Origin of the sequence: Fortiea contorta PCC 7126, assembly GCF_000332295.1 — a bacterium.
Lineage (GTDB): Bacteria > Cyanobacteriota > Cyanobacteriia > Cyanobacteriales > Nostocaceae > Fortiea > Fortiea contorta.
In genome coordinates, this window is record NZ_KB235930.1 from 820,687 (window position 1) to 834,286 (window position 13,600).

A 13,600-nucleotide genomic window follows, 5' to 3' on the forward strand; every position below is an offset into this window, starting at 1 on the left:
GGGAGGTGGGGAGGTGGGGAGGTGGGGAGGTGGGGAGTGTGGAGATTAAAATTTGAGGCTTGAAGCCTGAAGCGTCAGCCTTTGAACCTGATGCTTTAATTCCCATCCCCCCATCACCCCATCCCCCCATCCCCACACCTCCCCATCCCGATGTCAGAATGAGTTTAACGAAAGTGCATTCTATCGGACAGCCAATTTTGGCATAAGAAACCTAGAATAGTCCTGAGACTCAAAATTAGGAAATAAGCTTGAGTCGCGGTAAGGAAAATTTGTAAGAATTTGGATTTAACCGGCCGCAGAGGGCACAAGGCGTTAACTAAAGAATCAGGGAATGGGTAAGTCCGCAACAAACAAAATTCACGGAGTATTTATGCCTAAAAGTTTACTGGAACAATTGCGAGAGATCACAGTTGTGGTCGCCGATACTGGTGATATCCAGGCGATTGAAAAGTTTAAACCCCAAGATGCTACTACCAATCCTTCGCTGATTACCGCTGCGGCGCAAATGCCGGAATATCAGGAAATTGTAGATCAGACTTTGTTGCAAGCTAAGAAGGATGCAGGTGCTAGCGCTAGCCAAGCGCAGATAGTTTCTTTGGCTTTTGACCGTTTGGCGGTGTCTTTTGGATTGAAGATTTTACAAATTATCCCCGGTCGGGTGTCTACTGAGGTAGATGCTCGGTTGTCGTATGATACGGAAGCTACTGTAGCAAAAGCCAGAGAGTTGATTGCTCAATATAAAGCTGCAGGAATTGGCCCAGAGCGTGTGCTGATTAAAATTGCTACTACTTGGGAAGGAATTCGGGCTGCGGAAATTCTAGAGAAAGAAGGTATTCATTGTAACTTAACTTTGCTGTTTGGGATTCATCAGGCGATCGCCTGTGCGGAAGCTGGTGCGACTTTGATTTCGCCTTTTGTAGGACGAATTCTTGACTGGTACAAGAAAGAAACTGGTAAGGATTACCCAGCTACTGAAGATCCCGGTGTGTTGTCCGTGACAAAAATTTACAACTACTACAAGAAGTTTGGTTACAAAACCGAAGTTATGGGAGCTAGTTTCCGTAACATTGGCGAAATTATCGAACTTGCTGGTAGCGATTTGTTAACTATTTCTCCCGCACTGTTGGCAGAATTACAAGCGACTGTGGGCGAATTACCACGTAAACTTGATCCCGCTAAAGCTGCGACTTTAGAAATTGAAAAGATCAATGTTGATAAAGCCGTTTATGATCAGTTGCACGCGGCTGATCGGATGGCGTCTGATAAGCTATCTGAGGGTATCGAAGGCTTTACTAAAGCACTGGTGGCTTTGGAAAAACTTTTAGCTGAAAGATTAGCTACTTTAGAAAGCAAAGCTGCTAGCCCAGTGGCGTAGATTAGCTTCTAGTAATCAGAAAGCGTCCACAATCTTGTTTAGGTATTAAAAGTTATAGATCCCCGACTTCTTTTAGAAGTCGGGGATTTTGTTTGTCATACTATTCCACACTACTCGGCGACAGCTATATATCCTGTAGAGACATAGCAATGGTACATCAAATATCCGCGTCTATCTGTGGTAAAAAATATTTAAACTTTTGCCAACATAGACTGAGTTTCTAGAGAATTGACTGAATTAAAATCCGATTCAGGACAATGGATTTCACAAGAATTATTCGGGCTTTCAATCAGTTTAATTTTATGCAGTTTTGCTCCCAATTCGGCAATGGGCGATCGCACTAAATTACTAATATGAAGTGCGATGTTCTCAGCCGTGGGTACAACTTCTGCAAAGTAAGGAACGTCTGTGTTCAAAAAGCTGTGGTCGAATGGTTCGATCACGTTCTCTTTGATAATCTGATTCAATGCACCTAAATCTACAATCATACCGGTGCGTTGATCAATCTCTCCTTTTACAGTCACTTCTAAATGGTAGTTGTGGCCGTGACCATGAGGACGCGCACACTTACCATAAATCTCAGAATTTTTTTCATGACTGAGGTGAGGGTCAGCTAACCGATGAGCAGCGCTAAAGAAAGTGCTGACGGTGAAATAGCCTTCTCTACCATTTCCTTGATAATCTGCCCAAAGTTGATGACTTTCCAACAACTTGACTTTGTGCAATTCGGCTCCCAATTCTTGGATGGGCGATCGCAGTAAACTACTAATATAAAGTGCGATATTCTCGGTAGTGGGTACAATCTCGGCGAAGTAAGGAATATCTTCGTTGATGCAACTGTGATCAAATGGCTGGACTACATAATCTTCCACCACTCGATTTAGAGTGCCATTATCGATAATCATCCCCGTCCGAGGATCAATTTTCCCTTTAACAGTGACTTCTAAGTGGTAGTTGTGTCCGTGGGTACGAGTACATTTACCATACAACTCGGAACTGAGGTTAGGCGCCAAGCGATGAGCAGCACTAAAATGTGTGCTGATGGTAAGATAGGCTTCGGTTTCCTCTCCCGTATAATCAGCCCAAAGCTGAGGATGGGCTAACAACTGGACGCGAACTAAAGGTAAGTGAGGTGCTAGCCTTTGCCAAATACTCCGTGCAATATTCTCTGTACTGGGTAGAGTTTGTTGAAAATCTGCCCACACATCGTTGACATAAGAAAAGTCCAGTTGACTGGTAACTTCCCTCTTAATTACCTGTTTCACGTCCGACAAATTCAACACCATACCGTATTCATCTAATTCCCCAACCAGGGAGATAAACAAGATATAATTGTGTCCTTGTCCAGGAAATTTTGAGACAGCACCAAATTTCTCAAGATTCTCAGCTTCACTCAATTCTGGCAACCAATAGCGATGAGTTGCCGAAAACTGAGCACGGCGATTAATAATACATTGCATGGGTACGCTGGGTAAAAAAATTTAAATTTCTTAATCTTTCACTATTTCCAGCATAAACTAATTTCTGCTCCTTCGCGGAGTCTCAAGTTTAGAGTCAAAAGCAATGATTGTTGACTATCCCTCTAATGTTTACGACGCATCATCATTCGTAACGGTAGAACATTGTACATAGAAATCTTGCCCTGCACAGTGAACGCTCATCTCGCTATGCAACTTTTTCGGCTCTAAGCTGTCCTTCAACTCGTTCATATTCATCTTCGAGCAACCAAAGCCTTGCTTCTGAGTAGGAAGAAGCTTTAAACACAACCTGGTATTTTTGGGCAGGATCGTAAATGCAGCAGTTTTCTTGATCGTCGCCTAGCAATATCAGAACATAGGGAGGTGCAGCAGTTGGATCAATCCAAAGCTCTGTGAATGTCCAGTTATCGGCTAGGTCGAGTGCGGGGGATAACATGATATTTGTCTCCTTTTACCTTGATTTCTCCATAATAAAGGGGAGTTCGGTTGCCATCTGCATCAAGCCTGTACCCAATCGCTTCGTCGAAATAAAGTCCGTATCGATCGTGTCCGCGAATTGTGCCTGTCAACTCTCCATTTTGAATAATCGCTTCTGCAACCCGTTCGAGTGTGGATTGATCGTTGGAAACGTGAACACTTCCCTCCCTTTGGAGTAGTTTTTGCATTTGTGGGGTATCGGGAAGATGCTTGGCAATGTGCCGCACGTCAAGTGTTAAGGGACGATCAATTCTGCTCATTTGTTCAACATTGACCAGTGCGAGATTCTGTTTAGCGCCCACGCCTGGAAGTTTTATCAGCGATCCGGTCGCGGCTACCTCTATCTTCACCGACACGCTCTGTGTCTTCGTTCTGGGCTTTGTACATCCTTATACTACCGCGATAGTGACATAACCCTGTTATGTAACAGATGCTTGTGCCTCACAGTGTAATCTCGTAGCTATCCTAAATAGTTCTTGTCCTGTGTGCAAATAACGTTCATCATAGCTGAGTGGAAAATATCCCAATTCATCTAGTCCATCAGCTACTTGATTGAGGCTGTAGTATAGGTGCGCTGCGGTTCTGGCTAAACTGGGGGGATTCGGTAGGGAACGAAAAGTAGTTTGTGCTTGCTTGAGATCTTGGCGACAGGTTTGTAAGTATTCTTGAAATTCGTCTAGTAATACATCGTCAAAGGGATCAGCCGCTAATTCATCCATCTGTTCTTCCAGGGAATTGAGGATGCGATAAAGCAAGCGATTGACTGGTTGATAAACTAGGCGTAGCCATTCTTCTACTTGTTCATCAGCATCTTTTCCAGTGCGTCTTGTTGCTTGGTGACGCTTTTGCGCCGATGCTGTGCGCTGTTGGCGATCGCCTAATATTTTTTCAGCAATATCTCGTAGGTGCTGGTCATAATTTAGACGTTTTTGGTTATCTCCTAACACCTCATAGGCAGCATTAATGCGGATAATTTGCTCATTATCTGCTGTTTTTTGATTACTATCGGGATGGAATAATTTCACCAAGCGGCGATAAGATTGCTTAATCTCCGCCTGGCTAGCACTGGGACGAACTTTGAGTGTGTCGTAATGATTAGAATCGACCATTAACCTCATTGCGTAGTTAGCTAACGCTAGCTGTTACCTTTGCTTCCAGGTCTTGGAACAACGGTGTACTTAAATACCTCTCGCCAAAACTTGGTTGAATCATCACAATTAAGCGCCCCTCGTTTTCTTTTCGTTGGGCGATACGAATTGCAGCATATAGTGCGGCGCCACTGGAAATTCCAGATAACAGCCCTTCTTCTCTCGCTAACCGCCGACTATAGGCGATCGCATCTTCATCTGTAACTGTAATTACTTCATCTATCAATTCTAGCTTGAGTACTTGGGGAATAAACCCAGCACCAATCCCCTGGATTTTGTGAGGGCCTGGTCTACCACCAGATAAAACTGGGCTATTGATCGGTTCCACAGCGATCGCCTGGAAACTTGGCTTACGGGCTTTAATTACTTCGGCTACACCAGTAATTGTACCACCTGTTCCTACCCCTGCGACAATCATATCTACCTGCCCGTCAGTATCTTCCCAGATTTCCTCTGCTGTGGTTTGCTGGTGGATTTTGGCATTGGCTGGATTGCGGAACTGTTGTAACATATAAGCGTTGGGCGTTTTGTCAACTATTTCTTGCGCCCGCCGAATTGCTCCACTCATCCCCTCCATTCCTGGTGTGAGTTCCAATTCAGCGCCATAAGCCCGCAGCATTGCTCGGCGCTCGCCACTCATAGTCTCCGGCATAGTTAAAATTAATCTATACCCTTTAGCTGCTGCTGACATTGCCAGAGCAATTCCTGTATTACCAGAAGTCGGTTCTACTAGTACAGTCTTTTGTGGAGTAATTAAACCTTCTGCTTCAGCAGCAGTAATCATACTTAACCCAATCCGGTCTTTAACTGATGCGGAGGGGTTCATACTTTCTAATTTCACCACAATCTGAGCCACACACCCCTCTGCTTGAGGAATGCGATTCAACTGCACTAAAGGTGTACGTCCGATGAGTTCTGTAATGTTACGAGCAATTCGCATAATTAGTCCTGAATTATTTTGTTACTAGTCTCTACTCAAACAATTTTGGATTTTAGATTTGGGATTGACTCCACAGATAAATCTGCTGGCTCTGTACCATCAAGGAATTATTGGTCACATAATAAATGACTAAATGTAGTACATGATGTCCAACTGTCGCCGGGAATCTCTTTTTTCACAAAGCTCCTGAAGAGTGTATTTTTGTAAAACTGAATTAGCAGCTTCACAAGCTTCTCTCCAGATTTCTTCGACAACAGAACTATCTAAGCTTTTGGAAGTGATGTTTTCTTCACAAGGATGCACATCCAATCCTTCCAAGCATTCCAAAATCTCTAAGAGTGTAATTTTCCAAGGTTCTCGTGCTAACAGATAGCCACCTTTGGCCCCTCGTTGACTTTTGACGATACCCCCGCGCCTCAAGGTCGCCAATAGCTGTTCTAAATAGCGATCGGGTATATCTTGTTGGGCTGCGATTTGTCGAATTTGCAGCAGTTCGCCACTTTGGTAGTTGGTAGCCATCTCTAGCAAAGCTAGAATTGCATATTCACATTTGCACGATAGTTCCACAGGCAAGATTAAGAGATGAAGGTTAAAGGACGAAATTTTGATCTGGAAAACTTCATCCTTGTCCTAGTATACTCCGGTTCTCTGCTGGGGTATGTTCATCACCATTAGACCTGCTCTAAAAATAGGGATGAGGGATAAGGGGTTAGGGACTAGGGAGAGACATTTTCATTATTGCTTGTAAGTCCAAATTATAGAGTCTCTTGTCAAAGTCCTGATTTTCTCGTTCTTTCTTTGCGCCTTAGCACTCACTCTGGGAGTAGCCGCTTTGCGTCTATAGGTGAGACAAAACAGGAAACGTTGCAATACAACGTCTCTAAGCCCTCCATCAACAATCCTTGGCTGGAGGGTATTGCATCCAGACAGCAAAAAAACCCCGCCTGATGGCGGGGGAATTAAGTTATGGATTTGGAAATCTAGAAACTAAATGTTGTTCTGACAGTACCAATAATTGCACTGTCTGAATTGGTTTGACCAGGATTAGTCAAGTAAATCACACCAGGAGTGATGGAGATGTTATCAGAGACGCGATACTTGTAGAAGCCTTCAATCTGGTAAGGTACTTCACTGGCGCCAACGAAGCCGGGACGGTTACGCGCATAGGGTTGTGCACCAGCAAAAATTCCTAACACGTTACCCCTTTTACCAAAGTCAGCTAAGGCTACCCCAGCGCCATAACTCCAAGCCTCATAATCGTTACCAGCACCAGTTTGTGTGACATCATGGTAAGAAACGAAGCCACTAACCGAAAGTTTTTCGCTGGGTCTGAAAGCAGCTGAAATACCATAGGAATTGCTGTTAGCTGGAGCATCGATGCGATTGGCTTGGTTAGTACCAACAATACCGTTAGCAACACCAGTATTACCAAGTCTGCCAAAACCAGCATCAAATAAAGCGGTGTTTCCAGCGTGATAACCGTGGACGTAGGTTGCAGCTAAAGCGAGGCGATCGCCTACAGCAAAGTTTAACTGACCCAGAGCCGCATAGTTACCATTGAACAAACCATTACTAGCACCAGGATTATTAGCATCTGACGCCAAATAGCCTAATGTCACAGAGCTGGGTCTGAGAATCCCGCCACCTCTACCAAAGGGTACGTTGATCCCGATACCAGCGCCACCACCAATGCGGTAGATGGGGTTTTCTGATGCAAATGTGGACAACGCACCGTTACCACCATCGGTCTTATCGAAGAAGTAGGGGTTGTTCACAGCGGCATAATGGCTGTGTTGACCACCGCTAGCTGCAAGGTAAACTTGAGCTGGGCCGATGGGCGCTTCGTAGGTCAATCGGTCAATTTTGACGCTATTGTTGGTGCTACCGTTAGTGACTTGGAATGTTTGTTTGCCTTCAGCGGTAGTTAAAGGTAAATTAGCGTTGTTGCGAAAATCGAAAGCTGTAGCATTACTAGCCGATAGGCGAGTGGTCAACAAGTCTCTACCTGTGAAGCTGGTGTTTAAGCTCAAGCGCACTCTGTCTTGGAAAACAGTGTTGTTAGCGTCCTCAGTTCTGCCACCAAAAACATCAGTTACAGCGAAAATGGCTTCACCGACTAGTTTGGTGGTGGTGGAGAATTGGTTGGCTTCTAATTCCGCAGTCCGGGCTTCTAGGGAGTCCACGCGACCGCGCAGGGTGGCTAATTCAGCGGAAAATTCTTCTTGTAACCGCTGTAGGGTAGCTAAATCTTGTTTTGTCACCAAGTCAGCTGTGGCTGTGGCGATCAATTCGTTCACCCGATCCAAACAAGCGTTTAAACCAGCCGCAAATTCATAACGGGTCAAAGCACGGTTCCCACGATAAGTACCGTTGGGATAACCTGCAATACAACCATAGCGCTCAACCAAGGATTGCAAAGCTTGGAATGCCCAATCTGTAGGTTGCACATCGGAGAATTGAGATACCGATGTCACTTGAGACTGAACGTTGTTGTTACCTTCTTTGCTGTAGCGGTTAACTTGCTCTAAAACGCTGGAATCTTTGCTGGCTGGAATTGCTTGCGCCAAAATATCTGTTTTTTGGGCTACTTCCGCAACTGGTTGTTTGTCGGTTGATGACACTTCGGTGGTTGCGTTTGGTGCGGCGATCGCTGTTGCTGAGACTAACAACGTTGCGCCCAAAACCGCTGGACTAACCACCAAGGATTTCCATAAAAGATTAGACATTTCTTAATTTTCTCCTCACACCTTGTATAGATAATTGTTTTTGTTGCACCTATTCTCAAAAATGCGACATCTTGTTGAAATCTCTAGATGAGGCATAGTTGCTACTAACACAATTTTAGTTTTTGCTGAGTCAATAAATCGTTAATCTCATATGAAATGTTTATGTTATTAACTTATGCAAAAACACACTTTTCTAACATACCATTATAAAGCATTTCAACTTGATGACAACATGTTAGCGATCGCCTTATTAACTGTCACATACCTATAGATTAGGTTTGCTTGGTTTGAACGTAGGGACTAGAGACTACGAGTTAGGGATTAGGGTAGATAAAGTTTTGATTTTTGTTGTGAGATTTTTGCAAAATTAACTGACCTAAAAAGTACTTGGTAACAAATACTAGTACTTCATAGCAATCCACAACCATCTCCAGGCATACGCCTCTAACTTTATCTGTTCTAGGAGTCCTCTGCATCATATGACTGTTGCCGCTAGTCTTTAGTTCCTAGGTTCTACTCTTTTTAGCAAATTAGACACTGAAGCTAGCTGTGACTAAAAATTCTTTAGCTGAGTTGTGAAATTACTCTTGCCAAATCAAAGTCGTTCTGGGTCAATCCACCTGCGTCATGTGTTGTGAGTTTAATTTTGACTTTATTATAAGAAATCTCTATGTCTGGATGATGTCCCGCTGATTCGGATGGTTCCACTAACTTATTCACAAACTCAATCGCTTGAATAAAATCTTTAAATTTGCGGGTGATTTGCAATTGGGAATCTTCCACTGTCCACTTTGATAGAGTATTCGCTTGCTCTTTGATTTCTGCTTCAGTGAGTAGCCGTGCCATAGTTCAATAATTCCATTGCTGATATGCTTGTGGCATCTTACATCTAATCCTTTCTAGTCCTATTTAAGTACATTTGTAGATACCATCTGCCAATTTCGCTAAGTATCCTTGCACTTTATCAAAAGTCTGATTTTTTACTGTATTTTTGAGCTAGAGTTGATGCACACCCAGGACGCTGCACGGGGTTAGATCCATACTTTAATTATGCAATGTCAAATCTTTGTTGACTTTAAAAAGTCTTACTGGCAATTTTATCTAAATTTTCTTTTGAATATTTCCCCAAAAAACTATCCGCCCTGATTTAGACTAGGTAATCTAAGTCAGGGCGGTCTAGCGGGTCTTCAGGTTGCAACCAGACTGCCGGAAGGAACTCCGTGCTTTAGTCTAGCTAATTGAGCTAACTTAGTATCTCAAGATAACTAAGACTAACTTTTAGAGAACAGCCCCGGCACACAGCCGGCTAACTGCAACCTGATGACCCACGCATTTACTACTTTCTATCATGGGCATCACCTCCTTGTTGCCTAAACGGACTTAGTTTCAAAAAGGCAGAGCAATTAAGCCCTGGGTTTTTCACCTCACACAAGTGTAGCACATAAATTTATAAATATTCAGATAAAAATAAAAAACCCCCACCAAAGGTGAGGGATTAATTGAAAATGAGGAGTGTTAATTTAGTTCCTCATAATTTTATAGAGCGTTACCACGGGGTAGAACTTCCTCAGGGAATACAAATTGTTCGTGGGGCTGATCTTGAGGAGCCATCCAAGCACGGATACCCTCATTCAGCAAAATGTTTTTGGTATAGAAAGTTTCAAACTCTGGGTCTTCCGCTGCCCGTAATTCCTGGGAAACGAAGTCATAAGCGCGGAGGTTCAATGCCAAACCGACAATGCCTACAGCCGCCATCCACAAGCCGGTGACGGGTACAAACAACATGAAGAAGTGTAACCAGCGCTTGTTGGAGAAAGCAATCCCGAAGATCTGTGACCAGAATCGGTTTGCTGTCACCATCGAGTAGGTTTCTTCTGATTGGGTGGGGTTAAAGGCTTTGAAGGTGTTGGATGATTCGCCGTCTTCAAACAAGGTGTTTTCTACTGTCGCACCGTGAATGGCGCACAACAGCGCTCCACCTAATACTCCAGCTACACCCATCATGTGGAAGGGGTTGAGGGTGAAGTTATGGAATCCTTGCACAAACAGGATGAACCGGAAAATACCAGCAACACCGAAGCTTGGTGCAAAGAACCATGAGGATTGTCCCAAGGGGTACAACAAGAAGACGCTGACAAATACGGCGATGGGTGCGGAAAACGCTAGGGCGTTGTATGGTCTGATGCCTACTAGCCGTGCGATTTCAAATTGACGCAACATGAAGCCGATCAGTGCGAAGGCTCCGTGTAGTGCCACAAATGCCCATAGTCCTCCGAGTTGGAACCACCGGGTCAAGTCTCCTTGCGCTTCTGGCCCCCACAGTAGCAACAGTGAGTGTCCGAGGCTATCTGCTGGTGTGGATACGGCTACGGTGATGAAATTACATCCTTCTAGGTAGGATGATGCTAATCCGTGGGTGTACCAGGAGGTGACGAAGGTTGTGCCGGTTAGCCAACCGCCTAGTGCTAGGTAGGCGCAGGGGAATAGCAGTATCCCTGACCAGCCTACGAACACGAAGCGATCGCGCTTTAACCAGTCGTCGAGAACGTCAAACCACCCTCTACTGGGCGCACGTCCAATTGCGATGGTCATTAGAGGAAATCTCCAAATGTTTATAAGTACATAATTTCACTTTTGTATTATAGATCGCCGCAATTTGGTTCTCTACGAACAGAAAGTGAACTAGGTTGTCAATCTAGTTTACAATTTTTTACTGACTTTAATCATATTAAGTGTAAATTACTAATTTTTCTAGAGTTTTTTTAATAAAATTTAATAATTGTATATTTAACGGAGCAGAGACACTGGGTAGTGGGTATTAGGTAGGCGCTGGTCAGCTTCTGCGCCTGAATCTGTAGCCCCAGTCCCCAGGTGTCTGACAGCTAACGTTAGAATGGGTGCTGCAGTTAAATTTATTAATGTTAAATGTTTACCATCGATTTAAGCCTGAGAAACACTGCCTTTCCGATATCAGTACAACGTAAGTCAGCAGAGGATGCTGAGGCTGTATATCAGCTAATTTTGGCGGCGATGCGCTCCGGCAATCCTGATCTTGTAGAACTAAAGTGCGAGGGCAAAGCCGATAAAAAAATTGCCGTTCGTGCTAGTGAGATTTCTGGAGTCCAAATTATTCAGAAAGATGGTGTTACCACCAGCAGCGGTAGACCACCTGGTTTTGCAGCTCTAACAGCCGAATAACTAAGGTGTGTCAATGGCACAAGTGGGTATCGAAGTCAAGGATTTACACTTCAGTTGGCCGAATGGAGAAAGTGCAATTAAAGCTTGTTCTCTGGAAGTGCCCAAGGGTGAATTTTGGATGCTTTTGGGTACAAATGGTAGTGGTAAATCAACATTGCTCAGGCTGCTGGCGGGGCTATTAGCTCCCCAGTCGGGAGAAATTCGAGTTTTGCATCCCGTCGGCTTTGTCTTCCAAAATCCCGATCATCAACTGGTAATGCCAACAGTTGGGGCTGATGTGGCTTTTGGGCTGGTGGAAGAAAAACTGCCGGCGGCGGCTGTGAGAGCCAGAGTAGAGGAGGCGTTAGGTGCGGTAAATTTACAAACTTTGCAACGCCGCCCCATTTATGCACTGAGTGGAGGACAAAAACAGCGAGTAGCGATAGCCGGTGCGATCGCTCGTCGTTGTGAAGTTTTACTATTAGATGAACCCACCGCTTTACTCGATCCAGATAGTCAACTGGATTTAGTCGCTGGTGTTCGTCGCTTGGTTAAAAGTCGGGGAATTACGGCTTTATGGGTGACGCATCGCCTCGATGAGTTGAATTATTGTGATGGCGCTTTCCTTTTGGAGAGCGGCTCTCTTGTAGAGCGAGGTGAACCCCAGCGGCTCAAGCAGCGGTTGATGCAAGTAGATCAAGAGGCTTCTTAATACCCATATTTGCGGCTATCTTTTACTGGAAATCCACAATTCAATTACAAGACTGTAACGCACCTTTTCTCTGAGGTGCGTTTTTAATGGCTGCATCTACCTTTAGACAACTTTTATCTTCCTAAGAGCATATTTTCTCACCTGTAACACTATGTTACACGCGATGCTTCAATTACTATATAGAGTTATGAACGAGTTTTGTTAACCCTCAATAGTTGTGATTAAAAACCATGTCCCGTCCTTCAGCAGAAGCCGTTTTGTTAGTAGACGGCTACAATATAATTGGCGCTTGGCCTTGCTTGAAAAAAACCCGTGACACTGCTGGGCTAGAAGCGGCACGCACAGAGTTAGTAGAAGCGATGACTAGTTATAGCTCGTTTCTCGGCTATGATACGCAAGTAGTTTTTGATGCCCAATATCAAAATGCTTGCGGCAATATAGAAATTATTACAGAGCTTTTATCAGTTCACTATACTGATTTCGGGCAGACGGCAGACACATACATTGAAAAAGCTTGTGCCTCTTTGCGTTACCAGATAGCACAATCTCGACACGCCCGCGTGATTGTCGCCACATCAGATCGAGCACAGCAGCTGATGGTGCAAGGGTACGGTGCTGAATGGCTTTCAGCACAGCAACTTTGCGGCGAGGTGGAAACTATGGTTTGTCGGATGCGGCAAAAATATCAATCGCGCAAACAATCTAAGAGCAGGTTTTTAGTCAATTCTATCGATGCTAAGGCTCGCCAGCGTTTGGCTGAACTACGAATGGGGTTCAACAAGTAAACATTAGTATTGAGACACGAATCGGAAAACCCTCTGCTTATTCCTCAGGGTTATATTGGACTGCAAACTCGTAGAATTAAGCATCTAAAAAAAATTCTGCAAAGTACTTGCCAAATCCTATCGGTTAGCATTATCATAATAAACTGTGAGCGTTCCTCAGTAGCTCAGTGGTAGAGCGATCGACTGTTAATCGATTGGTCGCTGGTTCGAATCCGGCCTGGGGAGTTGAAGTAAATATCTAAGAGAAAGTAGGGCGATGTGAAAGCGTTAACCCTACTTTTTTGGTTCGTATCCTGAAAACAGCCAGTATTCAGAAAAAGTTTTCCATTAGCTGAGACGGCTGGTGGAAGAAGTGTTGCCCAAAAGGCGATCGCGGATTACAGTTAATTGTTCTGGGGTGCTGACTGGACTGCGTGGTGCTGGTAATTCGTTGTTGGGCCAGGTAGGTAAATTATTGCATGGACAAGATAAAGCGGGCATACCGAGGCTCCGCAACGGTATGGGCATATCGCAACGACCGCAAGAGGCCATTTCCCACAAAGGCGTTAGTAACTCTGCTACGGTTTCGTCTGTACCTTCTAAATAGCAGTCACCGGAAGCTTGGCAGAGGATTTGCTCCCAGCACGCTTCAAATTCTTCGCTATAGCGATCGCCTTTTAATACTGGTTGCGGCAAAAGGGTTGCAGCACCGTTACCCGTCACTACCTTCTTACCCAACTGAAACCAGTAGGCAAGATATCGTCTAACTTCTTGTTCATTTGCCATACCACAATTTTAGATTT

Annotated in this window: 15 protein-coding genes and 1 tRNA gene; 6 read left to right on the forward strand and 10 right to left on the reverse strand. The window is 44.4% G+C overall.

Features of this window, described 5'->3' with window-relative positions; translation table 11 throughout:
• Nucleotides 1-59 precede the first annotated feature (59 nt).
• Nucleotides 60-206 carry a hypothetical protein gene (locus tag MIC7126_RS30115; protein ID WP_154655824.1) on the forward strand — a complete coding sequence of 49 codons (147 nt, stop codon included), beginning with the start codon at nt 60-62 and terminating at the stop codon, nt 204-206.
• Nucleotides 207-370: 164 nt separating this feature from the next.
• A complete protein-coding gene (locus MIC7126_RS0103885; protein ID WP_026100018.1) occupies nt 371-1,375 on the forward strand; it encodes a transaldolase in 1,005 nt (334 codons plus the stop codon).
• A gap of 191 nt (nt 1,376-1,566) precedes the next feature.
• Here the strand turns inward: MIC7126_RS0103885 and MIC7126_RS0103890 are convergent, their stop codons facing one another.
• The 9 genes from MIC7126_RS0103890 to psbD form a co-directional block, all read right to left on the reverse strand.
• Entirely contained in the window at nt 1,567-2,835 is a 1,269-nt protein-coding gene (locus MIC7126_RS0103890) for a 6-carboxytetrahydropterin synthase (RefSeq protein ID WP_017651810.1), read from the reverse strand.
• A 205-nt stretch (nt 2,836-3,040) separates the two neighbouring features.
• Nucleotides 3,041-3,289 (reverse strand): hypothetical protein, encoded by a 249-nt coding sequence (locus tag MIC7126_RS0103895; protein ID WP_017651811.1) that lies wholly within the window; start codon nt 3,287-3,289, stop codon nt 3,041-3,043.
• Nucleotides 3,258-3,590 carry a DUF6972 family protein gene (locus MIC7126_RS0103900; RefSeq protein ID WP_026100019.1) on the reverse strand — a complete coding sequence of 111 codons (333 nt, stop codon included), beginning with the start codon at nt 3,588-3,590 and terminating at the stop codon, nt 3,258-3,260. Before MIC7126_RS0103900 ends, MIC7126_RS0103895 begins: the two co-directional genes overlap by 32 nt.
• Before the next feature lie 159 nt (nt 3,591-3,749).
• Entirely contained in the window at nt 3,750-4,439 is a 690-nt protein-coding gene (locus MIC7126_RS0103905; protein ID WP_017651813.1) for a J domain-containing protein, read from the reverse strand.
• 16 nt (nt 4,440-4,455) lie between these two features.
• Nucleotides 4,456-5,418, reverse strand: a complete 963-nt coding sequence (cysK, locus tag MIC7126_RS0103910) for a cysteine synthase A (protein ID WP_017651814.1) — start codon at nt 5,416-5,418, stop codon at nt 4,456-4,458.
• Nucleotides 5,419-5,547: 129 nt separating this feature from the next.
• Entirely contained in the window at nt 5,548-5,985 is a 438-nt protein-coding gene (locus tag MIC7126_RS0103915; protein WP_026100020.1) for an RrF2 family transcriptional regulator, read from the reverse strand.
• Between the two features lie 413 nt (nt 5,986-6,398).
• On the reverse strand, nt 6,399-8,144 hold the full coding sequence (locus MIC7126_RS0103920; RefSeq protein WP_017651816.1) for an iron uptake porin: 1,746 nt from the start codon (nt 8,142-8,144) through the stop codon (nt 6,399-6,401).
• Between the two features lie 564 nt (nt 8,145-8,708).
• Nucleotides 8,709-8,990, reverse strand: a complete 282-nt coding sequence (locus MIC7126_RS0103925; RefSeq protein ID WP_017651817.1) for a 4a-hydroxytetrahydrobiopterin dehydratase — start codon at nt 8,988-8,990, stop codon at nt 8,709-8,711.
• A 690-nt stretch (nt 8,991-9,680) separates the two neighbouring features.
• Nucleotides 9,681-10,736 (reverse strand): photosystem II D2 protein (photosystem q(a) protein), encoded by a 1,056-nt coding sequence (gene psbD, locus MIC7126_RS0103930; protein ID WP_017651818.1) that lies wholly within the window; start codon nt 10,734-10,736, stop codon nt 9,681-9,683.
• A gap of 333 nt (nt 10,737-11,069) precedes the next feature.
• Here psbD and MIC7126_RS0103935 point away from each other — a divergent pair, with 333 nt between their 5' ends.
• The 4 genes from MIC7126_RS0103935 to MIC7126_RS0103950 all read left to right on the forward strand — a co-directional run bounded on the left by MIC7126_RS0103935 (nt 11,070) and on the right by MIC7126_RS0103950 (nt 13,043).
• A complete protein-coding gene (locus MIC7126_RS0103935; protein ID WP_017651819.1) occupies nt 11,070-11,342 on the forward strand; it encodes a UPF0367 protein family in 273 nt (90 codons plus the stop codon).
• 13 nt (nt 11,343-11,355) lie between these two features.
• Nucleotides 11,356-12,033 (forward strand): ABC transporter ATP-binding protein, encoded by a 678-nt coding sequence (locus MIC7126_RS0103940; protein WP_017651820.1) that lies wholly within the window; start codon nt 11,356-11,358, stop codon nt 12,031-12,033.
• A gap of 230 nt (nt 12,034-12,263) precedes the next feature.
• A complete protein-coding gene (locus MIC7126_RS0103945) occupies nt 12,264-12,818 on the forward strand; it encodes an NYN domain-containing protein (protein ID WP_017651821.1) in 555 nt (184 codons plus the stop codon).
• 153 nt (nt 12,819-12,971) lie between these two features.
• Nucleotides 12,972-13,043: transfer RNA gene (locus MIC7126_RS0103950), tRNA-Asn, on the forward strand.
• Nucleotides 13,044-13,145: 102 nt separating this feature from the next.
• Here the strand turns inward: MIC7126_RS0103950 and MIC7126_RS0103955 are convergent.
• On the reverse strand, nt 13,146-13,583 hold the full coding sequence (locus MIC7126_RS0103955) for a hypothetical protein (protein ID WP_017651822.1): 438 nt from the start codon (nt 13,581-13,583) through the stop codon (nt 13,146-13,148).
• Between the last annotated feature and the right edge of the window lie 17 nt (nt 13,584-13,600).

Coding starts and splice junctions, on each gene's coding strand:
- MIC7126_RS0103885 (WP_026100018.1), top strand. CDS start 371: ATGCCTAAAAGTTTACTGGAACAATTGCGAGAGATCACAGTTGTGGTC.
- MIC7126_RS0103890 (WP_017651810.1), bottom strand. CDS start 2,835: ATGCAATGTATTATTAATCGCCGTGCTCAGTTTTCGGCAACTCATCGC.
- MIC7126_RS0103895 (WP_017651811.1), bottom strand. CDS start 3,289: ATGTTATCCCCCGCACTCGACCTAGCCGATAACTGGACATTCACAGAG.
- MIC7126_RS0103900 (WP_026100019.1), bottom strand. CDS start 3,590: ATGAGCAGAATTGATCGTCCCTTAACACTTGACGTGCGGCACATTGCC.
- MIC7126_RS0103905 (WP_017651813.1), bottom strand. CDS start 4,439: ATGGTCGATTCTAATCATTACGACACACTCAAAGTTCGTCCCAGTGCT.
- cysK (WP_017651814.1), bottom strand. CDS start 5,418: ATGCGAATTGCTCGTAACATTACAGAACTCATCGGACGTACACCTTTA.
- MIC7126_RS0103920 (WP_017651816.1), bottom strand. CDS start 8,144: ATGTCTAATCTTTTATGGAAATCCTTGGTGGTTAGTCCAGCGGTTTTG.
- MIC7126_RS0103925 (WP_017651817.1), bottom strand. CDS start 8,990: ATGGCACGGCTACTCACTGAAGCAGAAATCAAAGAGCAAGCGAATACT.
- psbD (WP_017651818.1), bottom strand. CDS start 10,736: ATGACCATCGCAATTGGACGTGCGCCCAGTAGAGGGTGGTTTGACGTT.
- MIC7126_RS0103935 (WP_017651819.1), top strand. CDS start 11,070: ATGTTTACCATCGATTTAAGCCTGAGAAACACTGCCTTTCCGATATCA.
- MIC7126_RS0103940 (WP_017651820.1), top strand. CDS start 11,356: ATGGCACAAGTGGGTATCGAAGTCAAGGATTTACACTTCAGTTGGCCG.
- MIC7126_RS0103945 (WP_017651821.1), top strand. CDS start 12,264: ATGTCCCGTCCTTCAGCAGAAGCCGTTTTGTTAGTAGACGGCTACAAT.
- MIC7126_RS0103955 (WP_017651822.1), bottom strand. CDS start 13,583: ATGGCAAATGAACAAGAAGTTAGACGATATCTTGCCTACTGGTTTCAG.